At 72.6% G+C, this 14,560-nt stretch carries 12 protein-coding genes and 2 tRNA genes; 3 read left to right on the top strand and 11 right to left on the bottom strand.

Annotated features, from left to right (window positions below; all coding sequences use genetic code 11):
* Positions 1-195: 195 nt before the first annotated feature.
* Positions 196-1,518: a trigger factor gene (gene tig / locus IFT77_RS09590; RefSeq protein WP_123548228.1), complete on the bottom strand. Its 1,323-nt coding sequence runs from the start codon at positions 1,516-1,518 to the stop codon at positions 196-198.
* A gap of 62 nt (positions 1,519-1,580) precedes the next feature.
* A tRNA-Pro gene (locus tag IFT77_RS09585) sits at positions 1,581-1,653 on the bottom strand.
* A 152-nt stretch (positions 1,654-1,805) separates the two neighbouring features.
* Between IFT77_RS09585 and IFT77_RS09580 the strand changes: the two genes are divergently transcribed.
* Together IFT77_RS09580 and IFT77_RS09575 are read left to right on the top strand one after the other, a co-directional pair.
* Positions 1,806-1,876 (top strand) — tRNA-Gly (locus tag IFT77_RS09580).
* 167 nt (positions 1,877-2,043) lie between these two features.
* Positions 2,044-2,847, top strand: a complete 804-nt coding sequence (locus IFT77_RS09575; protein ID WP_192169835.1) for an SGNH/GDSL hydrolase family protein — start codon at positions 2,044-2,046, stop codon at positions 2,845-2,847.
* Positions 2,848-2,869: 22 nt separating this feature from the next.
* On the opposite strand, the gene IFT77_RS09570 is transcribed toward IFT77_RS09575, so the two are convergent.
* Together IFT77_RS09570 and IFT77_RS09565 are read right to left on the bottom strand one after the other, a co-directional pair.
* Positions 2,870-3,508 (bottom strand): response regulator transcription factor, encoded by a 639-nt coding sequence (locus tag IFT77_RS09570; protein ID WP_192041457.1) that lies wholly within the window; start codon positions 3,506-3,508, stop codon positions 2,870-2,872.
* Positions 3,509-3,544: 36 nt separating this feature from the next.
* Complete coding sequence (locus tag IFT77_RS09565) at positions 3,545-4,969, bottom strand: sensor histidine kinase (RefSeq protein ID WP_192169834.1); 1,425 nt, start codon at positions 4,967-4,969, stop codon at positions 3,545-3,547.
* A 182-nt stretch (positions 4,970-5,151) separates the two neighbouring features.
* Between IFT77_RS09565 and IFT77_RS09560 the strand changes: the two genes are divergently transcribed.
* A complete protein-coding gene (locus IFT77_RS09560; protein ID WP_192169833.1) occupies positions 5,152-5,643 on the top strand; it encodes a Dps family protein in 492 nt (163 codons plus the stop codon).
* A 112-nt stretch (positions 5,644-5,755) separates the two neighbouring features.
* On the opposite strand, the gene IFT77_RS09555 is transcribed toward IFT77_RS09560, so the two are convergent.
* The 7 genes from IFT77_RS09555 to IFT77_RS09525 form a co-directional block, all read right to left on the bottom strand.
* Entirely contained in the window at positions 5,756-7,456 is a 1,701-nt protein-coding gene (locus IFT77_RS09555; RefSeq protein ID WP_192169832.1) for an ABC transporter ATP-binding protein, read from the bottom strand.
* On the bottom strand, positions 7,453-8,040 hold the full coding sequence (locus IFT77_RS09550) for a GbsR/MarR family transcriptional regulator (RefSeq protein ID WP_192169831.1): 588 nt from the start codon (positions 8,038-8,040) through the stop codon (positions 7,453-7,455). The genes IFT77_RS09555 and IFT77_RS09550 overlap by 4 nt, the downstream gene beginning before the upstream one ends.
* Before the next feature lie 80 nt (positions 8,041-8,120).
* The gene (locus IFT77_RS09545; RefSeq protein WP_192169830.1) at positions 8,121-9,554 is read right to left on the bottom strand and encodes a serine hydrolase; all 1,434 of its coding nucleotides are present in this window, start codon (positions 9,552-9,554) and stop codon (positions 8,121-8,123) included.
* Positions 9,555-9,574: 20 nt separating this feature from the next.
* Complete coding sequence (locus IFT77_RS09540; protein WP_192041238.1) at positions 9,575-10,468, bottom strand: ABC transporter permease; 894 nt, start codon at positions 10,466-10,468, stop codon at positions 9,575-9,577.
* Complete coding sequence (locus IFT77_RS09535; RefSeq protein WP_192041237.1) at positions 10,465-11,394, bottom strand: ABC transporter permease; 930 nt, start codon at positions 11,392-11,394, stop codon at positions 10,465-10,467. The genes IFT77_RS09540 and IFT77_RS09535 overlap by 4 nt, the downstream gene beginning before the upstream one ends.
* A complete protein-coding gene (locus IFT77_RS09530) occupies positions 11,391-12,911 on the bottom strand; it encodes a M14 family zinc carboxypeptidase (RefSeq protein WP_371741005.1) in 1,521 nt (506 codons plus the stop codon). Before IFT77_RS09530 ends, IFT77_RS09535 begins: the two co-directional genes overlap by 4 nt.
* Complete coding sequence (locus IFT77_RS09525; RefSeq protein ID WP_192041236.1) at positions 12,908-14,500, bottom strand: ABC transporter substrate-binding protein; 1,593 nt, start codon at positions 14,498-14,500, stop codon at positions 12,908-12,910. Before IFT77_RS09525 ends, IFT77_RS09530 begins: the two co-directional genes overlap by 4 nt.
* Positions 14,501-14,560 lie beyond the last annotated feature (60 nt).

The following is a 14,560-nucleotide window of genomic DNA, read 5'->3' as shown; positions in this document are numbered from 1 at the left end:
GCTTGTCGTCGAATCTATCCGGTGGGACGCACGGGTTCCGGGCTGTTCGCCCACGGCAATAACTTCCGCTCCGCACGGCGACGTGACCGAGCCGAGGAGGCGCGGGTGCAGTCCGGGAACGACGGAGGGCCGGGTGCACCAGCACCCGGCCCTCTCGACGCCAGCGCCTCATCGGCGCCGACGCGTCAGCTCAGCTCACGCGTGGTCGTGACCCTCGTGGTCGTCGTCGCCGCCGACGCCCGCGGTGGCGGTGAAGGCCGACAGGTCGACCTCCTTGCCTTCGCCGTCGACGACCTTGGCCTTCGACAGCACGACGGCCAGGGCCTTGCTGCGGGCGACCTCGCCGACCATGGCGGGGATCTGGCCGTTCTGGTCGAGCACCTTGATGAACTCGCCGGGCTCCATGCCGTACTGGGCGGCGCCCTGGATCAGGTACTGGGTGAGCTCGTCCTGCTCGACCTTGACCTCTTCCTTCTCGGCGATCGCGTCGAGGAGGATCTGGTTGCGGAAGGCCTTCTCGCTGCTCTCGGTCACCTCGGTGCGGTGCTCGGCGTCCTCGAGGCGGTTCTCCTGCTCGAGGTGACGGTGCACCTCGTCCTCGACGAGCTTCTCGGGCACGGGGATCTCGACGGACTCGAGCAGCTTCTCGACGACCTGGTCGCGAGCCTGGGCGCCCTGGCCGAACGTCTTCGACTTGGCCAGCTGCTCCTTCAGGTCGCCCTTGAGCTCGTCGATGGTGTCGAACTGGCTGGCGATCTGCGCGAAGTCGTCGTCGGCCTCGGGGAGCTCGCGCTCCTTGACGGCGGTGACGGTGACGGCGATCTGGGCGGTCTCGCCCTCGCGGTCGCCGCCGAGCAGCTTCGACTCGAACGTGGTGCTCTCGTCGGCGGTGAGCGACTCGAGCGCCTCGTCGATGCCCTCGATGAGCTCGCCGGAGCCGAGCTCGTAGGACACGCCCTGGGCGGTGTCGACGGTGTCGTCGCCGATGGTGGCCGTGAGGTCGATCTGGACGAAGTCGCCGGTGGTGGCGGGACGGTCGACCGTGACGAGCGTGCCGAAGCGCGTGCGCAGGTTCGACAGCTCCTCCTCGACCTCGTCGTCGCTGATCTCGACCGAGTCGACGGTGAGCTCGATGCCCTCGTAGTCGGGCAGGTCGAAGTCGGGACGCACGTCGACCTCGACGGCGATGGTCAGGTCGCCGGAGAAGTCCTTCACGTCGGGCCAGGAGACGACGTCGGCCTCGGGGCGGCCCAGGACGCGGATCTCGGTCTCGGAGACGGCCTCGCGGTAGAACTTGTCGAGGCTCTCGCTGACGGCGTGGTTCAGGACCTCTTCGCGACCGACGCGCTGGTCGATGATGGGCGGCGGCACCTTGCCCTTGCGGAAGCCGGGGATGTTGATCGACTCCGCGATGTGGCCGTAGGCGTGCGTGACGCTGGGCTTGAGCTCGTCAGGGCTGACGACGATGTTGAGCTTGACGCGCGTGGGGCTGAGCTTCTCAACGGTGGTCTGGACCAATGTGGGGCTTCTCCTGTGTTGGTGGTGCTGAACTCACGTCCGAGACAGCAGGTAGACGATCGTCGGGGCGACAGGACTCGAACCTGCGATCTTCCGCCCCCAAAACGGACGCGCTAGCCACTACGCTACGCCCCGTATATCACCTGGCACGGCGAGCTCCGTTGGTCCCGTTGAGGTCGGGTGGAGACAAGCCTCGAGGGAGTCTAGCCGACCTGGGGAGCGCCCGTACCGGGCCGGTCGACGACATGCCCTATAGTTGAGGACACCCATGTGGCCCAGGCCACTCCGGGGATGTAGCTCAATGGTAGAGCCTCAGTTTTCCAAACTGATGGCGCGGGTTCGATTCCCGTCATCCCCTCTCGATCGCTCGACGCCTCCGGCGTCCGGTGCCGCAGGCACCGTGCATGGATCCTCCTCCCGATGTCATTCGGCTCTCGACGCCCTCGACGTTGCATCCCCGAAGAGGGGGCGCGTTCGGTGCCGTCTCGGTACTGAGCGACTGCCGCGATGCCTCATGATCTGAGGATGGATCGCGCGAAGATCGCCCGGGCCGCGCTCGTGGGCGCGGCCCTCGCCCTGCTCGTGACGGGGTGCAGCGCCGGCGTGGCCACCGCCTCCCCCGTGTCTGCCCCCACCGGGCCCCCGCAGGCCGCCACCTCCGCCGCACCGGGCGACGTCACGGGAGGCGGCACCGGCGAGGACGACGTGCGCCGTGACGACGCCGTGCGCGTCGCGATCGTGGGCGACTCCCTGACGGCCGGCGGCGCGCGACTGCTCAGCGACGGCCTCGACGCGAACACCTGGATGACGTACGCGCGCGGCGACGGCGTCGAGTGGGTGGGCGGGTGGGCCAAGGGCGGCAGCACCATCCAGGAGCAGGCCGCAGCGGTGACCCCGGTCGCCGACGTCGACGTCCTCGTGCTGATGTCGGGCACGAACGACGTGCGCAGGGGGATCGGCTTCGCCGAGTCCGCCGCCTCGTACGACGCCGTCGTCGCCACCGTCGCCCCGCGCCACGTCGTGGTCGCGGCGATCCCGCCCTACGACCGCGCGCCCGCCGCCGCCGCCGTGTACCAGAGGGCCCTCGAGCGGCACGTGCTCGAGAGGGGCTGGACCTGGACCGATCCCTGGGGCTTCGCCCGCGACGGCCTCGTGTTCGCGGCCGGGACCTCGCCCGACGGCATCCACCCCACGACGGTCGGGTACCAGCGCGTCGGCGAGTCGCTGCGCGAGACGATCCTCGAGGTGGGCGGCACCCGGGGCGACCTGCTCCAGGCCGGCCCGGCGGCGGACGGCACGGCCGAGGGCGACCGGTCGCGGACCAGCTAGCCGGTCGACCGCCGCGACGACCTCACCGCTGGAGGAAGGCGAGGACGGCGAGCACCCGGCGGTGGTCGCTCCCGCTGTCCTCGAGCAGCAGCTTTTGGAAGATCGAGGTGACGTTCTTCTCCACCGCACCGGTGCCGATGACGAGGGCGGCGGCGATGGCCGCGTTGGTGCGCCCCTCGGCCATCAGGCCGAGCACCTCGCGCTCACGGGGCGTCAGCGCGGCGAGCGGGTCGCCTCGCCGGCCGAGCAGCTGCGAGACGACCTGGGGGTCGAGCACCGTGCCGCCGTCGGCGACCCGGCCGAGCGCGTCGCCGAACTCGTCCACGGAGGCGACGCGGTCCTTGAGCAGGTAGCCCACTCCCCCGCTGCCTGCCTCGAGCAGGTCGCGGGCGTACGCCACCTCGACGTACTGCGAGAGCAGCAGGATGCCGAGCCCGGGACGGCGGCGTCGGGCCTCGATCGCGGCACGGACCCCCTCGTCTGTGTGGGTCGGGGGCATCCGCACGTCGAGCACCGCGACGTCGGGCGCCTTCTCGTCGAGCTCGGCCAGGAGGGAGTCCGCGTCGCCGTAGGCACCGACGACGTCGGCGCCGATCTCGTCGAGGAGGCGGACGAGGCCCTCGCGGAGCAGCACCGAGTCGTCCGCGACGACGACGCGCAGGGCGGGGGTCACAGGTCGCTCGGGCACCCCGCCAGTCTAGGGAGCGGGCGGCGCGGCGGGAGCAGCCGGACCGGTCGCACCGACCTCCGCCGGCGAGTCGTCGACGAGCGGGATGCTCACCGTCACGATGGTCGGCCCGCCCGTCGGGCTGGAGATGTCGAGGAACCCGCCCAGGCCCACGAGCCGCTCCTGCACGCCGGCGAGCCCGTGTCCGTCGCGGAGGCCCGCGCCGCCCTGGCCGTCGTCGGTGACGACGAGCTCGAGCAGGGTGCCGCGGCCGTCGGGAGCGGTCCTCGTGCGGAGCACGAGGTCGGCCGAGATCGCGGACGAGTGCTTGCCCGTGTTGGTCACGAGCTCGGAGGCGATGAAGTAGGCGTTCCGCTGGATCTCCGTGGGCAGCACGACGTGGGCGGGCACCCGGTTCAGCAAGGCCGTGGGGATGACCGCGCGGTCGACGAGCGACTCGAGCGCCGCGACCAGCCCGCGGTCGAGCAGCAGGGGAGGCGCGAAGCCGCGGGACAGGGCGCGCAGCTCCTCGAGGGCCTCGCGGGACTGGGCCCGCGCCTCCTCGATCAGGGCCTTGCCCTTCTCGGGGTCGGAGTCGACGGCCCTGGCCGCCGCGGCGAGGTCCATCTGCAGGCGCACGAGGCGCTGCTGCGGCCCGTCGTGGATGTCGCGCTCGAGGCGGCGGAGGGCCGTGCCCTCGGCCGAGAGGGCCGCGGTGCGCGAGATCTCGCGGTCGGCGAGCTCGACGGCGAGCTGGTCGCTGCGGAAGCCTCCGAGCATGGCGGCGGCGATCGCGTGGTGCATCACGACGAAGCCGTGCACGACGAAGGGCATCAGCAGCACGACGCCCGCGAGCACGACGGCCCCGAGCAGGAGGAGCAGGAGCCCGCCGCCGCCCCCGACGACCGCGTGCAGGCCGTCGCCGCCGGGCACGCTGCCGACGACCACGCCGCCGAAGACGAACAGCAGGGCGGGGCCCGCGACGAGCAGCACGATGACCATCGTCGTGAGGGCGGCCGCGGCCGGGAACACCACGAGGCCGTAGAGCAGGTAGAGCCAGTAGTGCGGGTTCGCGAACGCCGAGAGCGCGCGGACGCCGCGGTTGTCGGAGCGGCCCCAGGTCGTGTTCGGCGTCCAGTCGACGGGACGCACGGGACGGTCGATCGCCCAGCGCAGGCGGATCACCTCGAACGTGCCGAACCAGCGCGCCAGCCACAGGCTCGCGAAGACCACGACGGCGAGGAAGACGAACCCGACGACCGAGTTGTCGGCCTGGCCGAGCGACCGGAAGAAGAGGGTGGAGAGGCCGCCGATCACGACGACGAGCACCGCCGACAGGGCGACGTAGCCGAGCTCGCGGGGCAGGGCACGCCAGCGACGCCCGTAGCCGCCGGGCGGGGGCGGCGGCGAGAGGTAGGGGTTCGTGGGGGCGCTGATGGTGCTCTCCTGGGTCATGCCTCGAGCCTCGCGGAGGCGCGGGCACCGTCCCATGGTGCCAGCGCCCGAGAGGGCGGTGGGGTTATCCCCCGCACGGCCAGGTGAGGCCAGGCTGGCCTCGGTGAGCCGAGCCTCAGCTTGCTTGCGGAATCCGCTCAGCCCTCTACCGTGGGGTAGATCGTCTAGGAAAGGACACCGCCATGACCGACGCCACCACCATCACCGTCCCCCAGGGTTCCGTCGACCCCGACGTCGCCGCCGGCGTCGCCCAGTTCCTCAGCCCCATCGTCACCGACCTCACCGCGCTGTCGGTCAACGGCAAGCAGGCGCACTGGCACGTGCGCGGCATCGCGTTCGTCGCCGTGCACGAGCTGATCGACGTGGTCGTCGACCACGCCCGCGAGTGGGCCGACCTCGCCGCGGAGCGCGTCGTCGCCCTCGGCCTGCCCGTCGACGCCCGCATCGAGACCGTCGCCGCCAAGACGAGCATCCCGACGACCTCGCCCGGCTTCAACCAGATCGACCGCACGATCGCCGAGCTGGTCGCCCAGATCGACGCCGCCCTCGGCGCCGTCCGCACGGCCATCGACGAGCTCGGCGAGCTCGACGCGTCCAGCCAGGACGTCGCCATCGAGATCTCGCGCGGCCTCGAGAAGGACCGCTGGTTCCTCGCCGCGCACGTCGCCGGCTGAGTCCGCTCCCTCCTGACGCGCGGAGGCCGTCGCCCTCGGGGCGGCGGCCTCCGTCGTGTCCCGGGCTGTCGTGCACCGGGGGGGTCGTGCCCGCACCCAGGGCGTCAGGGCGTCAGGCGCTGAGCCGCTCCTCCCGACGACGCCGCTGCTCGACGGGGTCGGGCACCGGCGCCGAGGCGATCAGCCGTCGCGTGTAGTCGTCCGACGGCGCCGTCAGGACGGAGTCGCGGTCGCCGAGCTCGACCAGCCGGCCCGACCGCAGGACGGCGACGCGGTCGCAGAGCGAGTCGACGACGGCCAGGTCGTGGCTGATGAAGAGGCACGCGAACCCGAGCCGGCCCTGCAGCGACCGGAACACGTCGAGGACCTTGGCCTGCACCGACACGTCGAGGGCGCTGGTGGGCTCGTCGGCGATGAGGAGGTCAGGGTCGAGCGCGACCGCGCGCGCGATCGCCACGCGCTGCCGCTGCCCTCCGGAGAGCTCGTGCGGGTAGCGCTCGCGCCAGGCCCCGCCCAGCCCGACGTCGGCCAGCAGCGCGTCGACCCGGTCCGTCAGCTCAGCACCGCGCAGCCCGCGCCTGACCTGCAACGGCTCGCCGAGGGTCTGGGCGATGCTGTACCTCGGGTTCAGCGAGGTCGACGGGTTCTGGAAGACGACGGCGACCCGCTCGCGCATCGCCCGCTGCTCACGTCGACCCGCCGTGGCGAGGTCGACGCCCGCCACCTGGACGACGCCCGAGGTGATCGGCGCCAGCCCGACGGCCGCCCGCCCGATCGTCGTCTTGCCGCTGCCCGACTCGCCCACGAGGCCGAGGATCTCGCCGCGGCCGACCGTGAAGCTCACGTCGTCGACGGCACGGAAGCGGCCCACGACCCGGTTGCCGTACTCGACTACGAGGTCGCGCACGACGAGCGCCGGCGGCGGCACAGCCGCGGCGGCAGCAGGCGCAGCGGCGGGCACGGCGGAAGCCGCAGCCGCGCCCGCGCCCGCGCCCGAAGCCGGGCCCGCCACGACGAGGCGGTCGCCCACGCGCGGCACCGCGTCGAGCAGGGCGCCCGTGTACTCGGCCACGGGGGCCGCGAAGAGGGCCCCGACGTCGTTCGTCTCGACCACCCGGCCCGACCGCATCACGACGACGCGGTCGGCGAGGTCGGCCACCACGCCCATGTCGTGGGTGATGAGCAGGATGCTCGTTCCCGAGCCCTGCTGGAGTCGGCGGAGCACGTCGAGCACCTCGGCCTGCACGGTCACGTCGAGCGCGGTCGTCGGCTCGTCGGCGATCAGCAGGGCAGGGTCGGAGGCCAGCGCCATCGCGATCATGATCCGCTGGCACTGGCCGCCGGAGAGCTGGTGCGGGAACGACCGCAGCCGGGCCTCCGGCTCGGGGATCTCGACGCTCCTCAGCAGCTCGACGGCGCGGGCCCGCACCGCGGCACGGCCGAGCTCCGGCTCGTGCCGGCGGACCGCCTCCTCGATCTGGAACCCGACCGTGAAGACCGGGTTCAGGGCCGCCGTGGGATCTTGGAAGATCATGGCGATCCGCTCGCCCCGGAGGTGCCGCACGGCGGCGTCCGGCAGCCCGACGAGCTCCTGGCCGTCGAAGACGACCGAGCCCTCGACCGTCGCGTTCGCCGGCAGCAGGCCGAGCACCGACATGGCGCTGACGCTCTTGCCCGAGCCCGACTCGCCCACGACCGCGAGCACCTCGCCGCGGCGGACCTCGAAGGAGGCGCCCTCGACCGCGACCTGGTCGTCACCGTCGACGTCGAACCGGATCGTCAGGTCGTGCACGCTCAGCAGCGGGTCGGTCATCGGGGCTCCTGGTCGTCGTCGGTCGGGGAGTCGCCCCGTGCCGGGGCGGCCGCGTCGCGGTCGGCCTTGAACGCCTCCCAGTCGGCGAGCATCTTGCGGTGGTACCTCGAGACCCAGGTCATGTAGTCGCGGCCGTTCACCAGCCGGTGCCGCACCTCCTCGTCCCGCTCGTCGGCCGGGTCGAGCACGGCGAGGCCCTGCTCGATGGTGACGCGCTGGCGGTCGAGGTACCGACGCTCGCCGGCGAGCCAGCTGCCCCAGATGTCGTCCTCGGCCCGGAAGTAGTGGCTGCGGTCGCCCGGCACGACGTGGCGGGCGATGAAGCCGGAGTCGACCAGGCGGCGGGTGGACATCGAGACCGACCCGGCGCTCGCGCTCAGGGCGGAGCCGAGGTCGGCGGACGAGATGTACGGCTCGCGCATCATCATGAGGTAACCGAGGATGCGGCCGTCCATCAGCGCCGAGCCCGCCATCTCCCACATGACGGCGAACTGCTCGACGAAGTCCCGTCGGGCGGCCTCGTCGGCCGTGACCTCAGGCCCGGAGGAGGAGGAGGTCGTCGTCGTGGGGTCGTGGCGCGGCATGCGTTCTCTCGATCCGTGAGGTGTCGCCTCGGCAGGGCGAACGGTGCCCGGCCAGCCTAGATCGGCGGCGGTGACGGTCGTCATCCCTCGAGCTCCGTCACCGGGCGCATGCTCATGCCTCCCGCGCCCCGCAGCCGCGAGACCCGACCGTCGGCGTCGAACTCGTAGCGCATCGTCTCGCCCACCGCCCCGAAGCCGTTGCCCCGGGCGATCAGGAGCTCGTCCGGCCCGGCCACGCGCAGCCGGTCCATGCCGTCGACCGGGTCCGCGCCGGACGGGTGCAGCGCCACGAGGTTCTCGCCGAGCAGCGCCACGTCGACGATGCCGAACTCGCCCGCGAACCGGCCGGTGAAGCGGGCCGGGTCGACGCCCGACGAGGAGGCGCGGGTCGCGAGGCCGGGCGGCGCCGGCTCGAGCGCCAGGTCGAGGAGTCGCAGCACGCCCGACGAGAGCGCGGTGGCGGGCCCGTCCACGGCGTTGGTCAGCACCGAGACGGCGAGCCCCAGGGCCGGGTCGAACAGCGTGCGGGTGATGTGGCCCGGGTACCCGCCCGAGTGGCCGACGACCCGGTGGCCGCCGACGCGGTCGATCACGAAGCCGAGGCCGTAGTGCGCCGACTCCGGCTGCGACGCGTCGGACTGCCAGGCCTCCCGCTGGGCGAGCCGCTTGCTGTGTTCGCCGAGCAGGCGCTCGTCGCCGTCGAAGTGCGCCGACGCGTACCGCACGAGGTCGGACGCGGTGCCGTAGAACCCGGTCGCCGCGGCCATGGCGCGGGTGTCGACGTGGGCGAGCCGCACCCGCGTCTGCGAGACGTGCCGGCCGCTGTGGCCGGCCGCGTACTCGTCGGCGCGCGACTCGTCCCACTCCGGGCCGGTGTGCCGCAGCCCGAGCGGCTCGACGATCGACTCGGTGACGAAGTCGCCGTACGACCGGCCCGACACGGCGGCGACCACCAGCCCGAGCAGCGAGTAGCCGAGGTTGCTGTAGTTGAAGCCCGCCCCCGCGGGCGCCTTGTCGCCCCGGTCGAGCAGCATCTCGATCAGCTCGGCCTCGTCGGGGAACGGCCGGCCGTGCTGCCAGTAGTCGCCGTCGAGGCCGTCGCGGATCACGCCCGCGCCGTGCTCGAGCAGCTCGCGGACGGTGGCGTCGGCGAGGCGGGACCCGGCCTCGGCCAGGCGCGGCACGTGCTGCCCGACCGGGTCGTCGAGGCGCAGGGCTCCGCGCTCGACGAGCTGCAGCACCGCCGTGGCCGTGAAGGTCTTCGAGTGCGACGCGATGCGGAACAGGTGCTCCGTCGTCAACGGGGCGCCCGCCTCCTCGTCTGCCAGCCCGTGCGCCGACGAGAGCTGGAGCGCGTCGTCGAACCAGACGGCGGCCTGGACGCCCGGCACGCGCTCGCGCCAGCGCCGGTACGCGAGCCAGCCGTCGACGTAGGGCAGGGCGGCCCGGAGGTCGGCGATCTGCGGAGCGGTGAGGGCGGTCGGGACCTCGGGGGCCTCGGGCGTCGTGGTCATGGGTCCTCCGGTGGTCGGCGTCACTGCTGGCGACGAGGGTCGAGGGCGGCACGGAGGGTGTCGCCCAGGCTGATGATGCTGAGCACGGTCACGGCCAGGAACAGGGCCGGGAACACGAGGAGGTGGGGCGCGTTCTGGAACTGGCTCGACGCGCTCGCGAGCTGCAGGCCCCACGAGATCGCCGGTGCCTCGAGGCCGATGCCGAGGTACGTCAACGAGCTCTCGGCCACGATGACCCCGCCCACCGTGATGGTGGCGACGACGAAGACGGGCGACAGCGAGCTCGGCAGCACGTAGCGCGTGACGATCCGCCAGGTCGAGAGCCCCATCGTCCGTGCCGCGAGGACGAAGTCCGCCTGGCGCACCGACCGGACCGAGCCGCGCACCAGGCGGGCCATCGTCGGCCAGCCGAACAGGGCGAGCACGAGCGAGACGGTGAGGACCGACCGCTCGCCGGCGCTGTTCAGCACGACGACCGCGCCGAGCAGCAGGGGGAACCCGAGGAACACGTCGGTGAGGCGCGAGAGCGCGGCGTCGACGATCCCGCCGCGCATCCCCGCGATCGTCCCGACCACGATCGCGACGACCATCGAGAGCACCGTCGTGAGCAGGCCGACCGACAAGGAGGCGCGGGTGCCGTGGATCACGTTGGCCCATACGTCGCAGCCCTGCAGGTCGTACCCGAACGGGTGCCCGCCGGTCGGGTCGGCGCCGCTGAGGCCGAGGTCGCAGACCCGGGGGTCGCCGTTGCCGAAGAGCCCGGCGAACGGGCCGGGGAACACCGCGATCAGCGTCAGCAGCAGGACGACGACCGCAGGGACGACGAAGCCGGGCCGACGGACGGCCCGCCGCAGCGGATGACGACGCCCGCCGGCGAGGGACGGGGCGACGGGGGTCGTGAAGCTCTCGGTCATCGTCGGACTCTCGGGTCGAGCAGGGCGTGGATCGCGTCGACCAGGAGGCTGGTGACGAGGAAGACGAGGATCAGCGCGGTCGAGATGCCGACCACCGTCGCGCCCTCGTGGCTGCGGATGGCCCCGAACAGGAGGTTGCCGACCCCCGGCAGGTTGAAGATCCCCTCGATGATGACCGTGCCGCCGAGCAGGTAGCCGAGGTCGGTCGCGAGGAACGTCGCGGTGGGGATCAGCGAGTTCCGCATCACGTGCACGCCGATCACCCGTCGGGGGGCGAGCCCCTTGGCCCTGGCCGTCCGCACGTAGTCGGAGCTGAGGTTCTCGAGCACGGAGGCGCGGGTCAGGCGGGAGACGGAGGCCAGCCCGAAGAGGGCGATCACGATCGCGGGCAGCGCGTAGGCGGCCGGCCAGCCGGCCGTCACGCCGGCGACGGGGAACCAGTCGAGCCGGACCGCGAACACGAGCTGGAGGGTGACCCCCACGACGAACACGGGGATCGCGCTGGCCACGATGGTGCCGCCCAGGATCGCCTTGTCGACCAGCGTGCCGCGCCTCAGCGCCGACAGCACGCCGAGCCCGATGCCGACGACGATCTCGAGCAGCCACGCCGACAGCGCCAGCGTGACCGTGACGGGCCAGCGGCTGGCCATCTGGTCGCCCACCGACTGGCCGGTGAACGTCGTGCCGAAGTCGCCGCGGAACAGCCCGCCGATGTACCGGGTGTACTGCTGCCAGAGCGGCTCGTCGAGGTGGTACTCGGCCCGGAGCGCTCGGACGACCGCGTCGCTGAGGGGCCGGTCGCCGCCCAGCGCCCGGATCGGGTCGCCGGGCAGCGCGAACACCGTGAAGTAGATGACGAAGGTGACCCCGACGAAGACGACGGCGAGTCCGCCGACGCGCTCGACGACGGCCAGCGCGGTCTTCATCGCGAGCCCTCGGCGGGCGGCAGGGTCGGGGTCGGGGCAGGGTCGGCGGCGGCGGCGGCGGCCGGCCGGCCCGTGCCCGCGAGGTGGGCGGCAGCGGCCAGGACGGCCCCGTACTGCACGCCGACGAGGCTCGCGATCGGGATCACCTCGGCACGGTCGTCGGCCGCGGCCTCGGCCTGCCAGGTGGCGTAGAGGACGGCCGCCTCCTCGGCGAGCCGGCGGAGCGGCGCGGACGCCGTCCCCGCGGCGGACTCGACCTCGAGCGCGCGCAGCAGCATCCCGCCGTAGCGCAGGCGGAAGCAGTGCACGAGGTCCTCGCACGAGAAGCGCTCGGTGACGGTCGCGGGTCGTGCCGACGCCGGATCGGCCGCCCGGGTGCGATCCACCGTTCCCATCCGGATCAGCATCGGCACGAAGGCGCGTGAGGCGCGGAGGAACGGCGACTCGATCGTGAGGGCCGGCTCGGCACGGGCGAGCAGGCCGGCCAGCGCCTCCCCCGTCTCCGTCATCCGGGCGCTGGTGCGGAGCAGCAGGGCCGAGTAGGCCTCGTCCGTGGGCGAGGTGTCGTCCGCGTCGGGGTGCTTCCAGTAGGGCAGCTCGGCCACGAGGCCGAGGGTGCCGTGCCGGCTCGCGTACTCGCTCGACGACGACCCGCCGATCTCGACCGCGGCCTCGACCCCCAGGGACTCGAGGTAGTCGTAGGCGTCGGCGATCGTGCCGGTGCCGAAGACGGCCGGCGCGTACTGCTCGAGGTACGGCGACTCGGGCTCGCCGGTGTCGAGCGGCAGGCCGAGCGAGGCAGGGACGGCGTGCAGCGCCTCCGTCAGCTCGGGCACCGGCCGGCTCAGGTAGTAGTAGACGCCGCCCATCTCGCCGTTGTGCAGGCTGACGTAGAGCTCGGGCCTCAGCTCGTCGATCAGGCGCATGAGGCCGAGGGTCTCGGGCATCACGCGATCGAAGTAGGCGTCCCCGTACGACGTGGGGAAGGTCCACTCGACCTGCTCGTCCGGCGCCGGGCGGTAGAAGCGACGCGCGTAGTGGCCGCGGTCGCCCGGATCGGCGAACCAGCCCTCGTTGAGGCGCCCGCCGTCCGGGTCGATGCTCGGCACGATGTGCCAGACGGCGCCGAGCGACTCGCGCAGCTCGGCGTCGGCGCAGAGCGTCTCGGCGAGGTGGATCGCCGTCCACGAGCCGATCGGCTCGTTGGGGTGGACGCCGCCGACGATCAGGTGGTTCCGGGAGGCGGTGCCCGTCGAAGCTGCACCGCTGGAGGCTGCACCTATCGAGGCTGTGCCTATGGAATACATCCGGATGGGCTCGCCGAGGCGGCTCGTCGCGACGCGGCGGCTGGCGACGAGACCGGGGTTCTCGCGCTCGATCCGGGCGAAGCGCTCGGCCAGGGCGTCGAGCGTGGGGAAGCCGTCGAGCGGGGGCACCGAGCCGGCCCGGCGGACGATGTCGTCCGTCGAGCCGACCACGGCGGGGGCGGGGCGGGTGGCGCGGTCGTCGATCGTCACTTCAGGGTGATCCCCTGCACGATCGGGCTGCCGGCGGCCTGAGGCAGGGTCGCGACCTTCTCGCTGGTGACGTACGAGTACTTGTCCGAGAACGTCGGCGCGACGGGGAAGTCCGCGAGCACCTCCTCCTGGACCGCGCGGTAGGCGTCGGTCGCCGCCTCCGGCGTCGCGGCCTGGTCCGCCTCGTCGAGCAGCGCGTCGACCTCGGGCGAGCTGTACCAGGTGCAGTCGTAGCAGCCGCCCGCCTCGGTGAAGAGCGACCGCAGGGTGTTCTGCTGGCTGACGTAGAGCGCGCCCCAGTGGCCGAAGTGCGGGCCGGACGTGGTGCGGTCGACGAGGCCCTGGTAGTACTCGGCCCAGTCGGTGCTCGGCTTCGCCACGACGTCCTCGACGCCGAGGTTCTGCCGGATCTGGTTCGCGTAGGCCTCGAAGAGCGAGTCGAGGCCGCTGCCGCCCGGGTAGACGATCTCCATCGTGCCGTCGAAGCCGCCGGCCTCCTCGAGCAGGGCCTGGGCCGCGTCGGGGTCGAACTCGCAGAACTCGCCGCAGAGGCCCTCGGGCGTGCCGTCCATCGCGGACGGGGTGAAGGCCGTCGCGGGCTCGTAGAGGCCGCCGTAGATGGCCGTGTTCACGGCGTCCCGGTCGATGGACATCGAGATCGCCTGGCGCACCCGGACGTCCGAGTAGCGCTCGTCGGTCAGGGGGAACCCGAGGTAGTCGATGCCGGGGGCGTCGAACGAGTACAGGCGGTCGCCGAAGTCGGCCTCGGCGGACGTCATCTTCGACGCGGGCAGGAACAGCACGTCGGCGTTGCCCGCGAGCACGTCGGTGTAGGCCGTGTTCTGGTCGCTGTAGCTGCGGTAGGTGATGTCGTCGACCTGGGCCGCGTCGTCGCCCTGGTATCCGTCGTACTTCGACACCGTGAACTCGGCGTCGTCGACCCACGGCTCGGTCATCTCGAAGGGGCCGTTGCCGACGGGCTGGCGGTCGTACGCCTCCATGTCGTCGTAGGCGGACTCGGGCATCGGGTAGAAGCCGGTCTGCGCCTGGCTCAGCTGCAGCGGGAACTGGCTGTCGGCGTGCGACAGCTGCACCGTGAAGGTCGTGTCGTCGACGACGGAGAGGCCGCTCATCGTGCTCGCGGTCGGGTCGCCCTCGGCCGGGTTCAGGTCGTCGTAGCCGGCGATCCCCGCGAGCTGGCCGCTGTTCTCGAAGGCGTTCGCGGCGTCGGCCGTGTAGTTCCACGCGTCCACGTAGCTCTGGGCCGTGACCGGCGTGCCGTCCTGGAAGGTCCAGCCGTCGCGCAGGACGATCGTCCACGTGGTCGCGTCGTCCGACTCGACCGACTCGGCCTGCACGTACGTGACGGCGTTGTCGGCGTCGACCGAGACGAGCGGCGCGAACAGGCTCATCACCTGCGTGAACGCGACGGTCTGGCGCCCGGGCGTCAGGTGGTCCGGCTCGGCCGTGGCGTAGACGAGGGTCCCGCCCGCGTCGGCGCCGGAGGAGCCGCCTCCTGCGGCACAGCCGCCGAGGGCGAGGGCGGCGACCGTGACGGCTGCGGCAAGGGTCGTTCGGGTGGCTCTCATGTGTGTCCTCCAGCGCCCTGGGGCGGTTCGGGTGGTGCACTCCGATGCCGTGACGGGACG

Source organism: Frigoribacterium sp. CFBP 13729, from assembly GCF_014841875.1.
Lineage (GTDB): Bacteria > Actinomycetota > Actinomycetes > Actinomycetales > Microbacteriaceae > Frigoribacterium.
The sequence above is the reverse complement of the archived record's forward strand: the minus strand, read 5'-3'. Positions and strand labels throughout refer to the sequence as shown.

Coding starts and splice junctions, on each gene's coding strand:
- IFT77_RS09575 (WP_192169835.1), top strand. CDS start 2,044: ATGGATCGCGCGAAGATCGCCCGGGCCGCGCTCGTGGGCGCGGCCCTC.
- IFT77_RS09565 (WP_192169834.1), bottom strand. CDS start 4,969: ATGACCCAGGAGAGCACCATCAGCGCCCCCACGAACCCCTACCTCTCG.
- IFT77_RS09560 (WP_192169833.1), top strand. CDS start 5,152: ATGACCGACGCCACCACCATCACCGTCCCCCAGGGTTCCGTCGACCCC.
- IFT77_RS09555 (WP_192169832.1), bottom strand. CDS start 7,456: ATGACCGACCCGCTGCTGAGCGTGCACGACCTGACGATCCGGTTCGAC.
- IFT77_RS09550 (WP_192169831.1), bottom strand. CDS start 8,040: ATGCCGCGCCACGACCCCACGACGACGACCTCCTCCTCCTCCGGGCCT.
- IFT77_RS09545 (WP_192169830.1), bottom strand. CDS start 9,554: ATGACCACGACGCCCGAGGCCCCCGAGGTCCCGACCGCCCTCACCGCT.
- IFT77_RS09540 (WP_192041238.1), bottom strand. CDS start 10,468: ATGACCGAGAGCTTCACGACCCCCGTCGCCCCGTCCCTCGCCGGCGGG.
- IFT77_RS09535 (WP_192041237.1), bottom strand. CDS start 11,394: ATGAAGACCGCGCTGGCCGTCGTCGAGCGCGTCGGCGGACTCGCCGTC.
- IFT77_RS09525 (WP_192041236.1), bottom strand. CDS start 14,500: ATGAGAGCCACCCGAACGACCCTTGCCGCAGCCGTCACGGTCGCCGCC.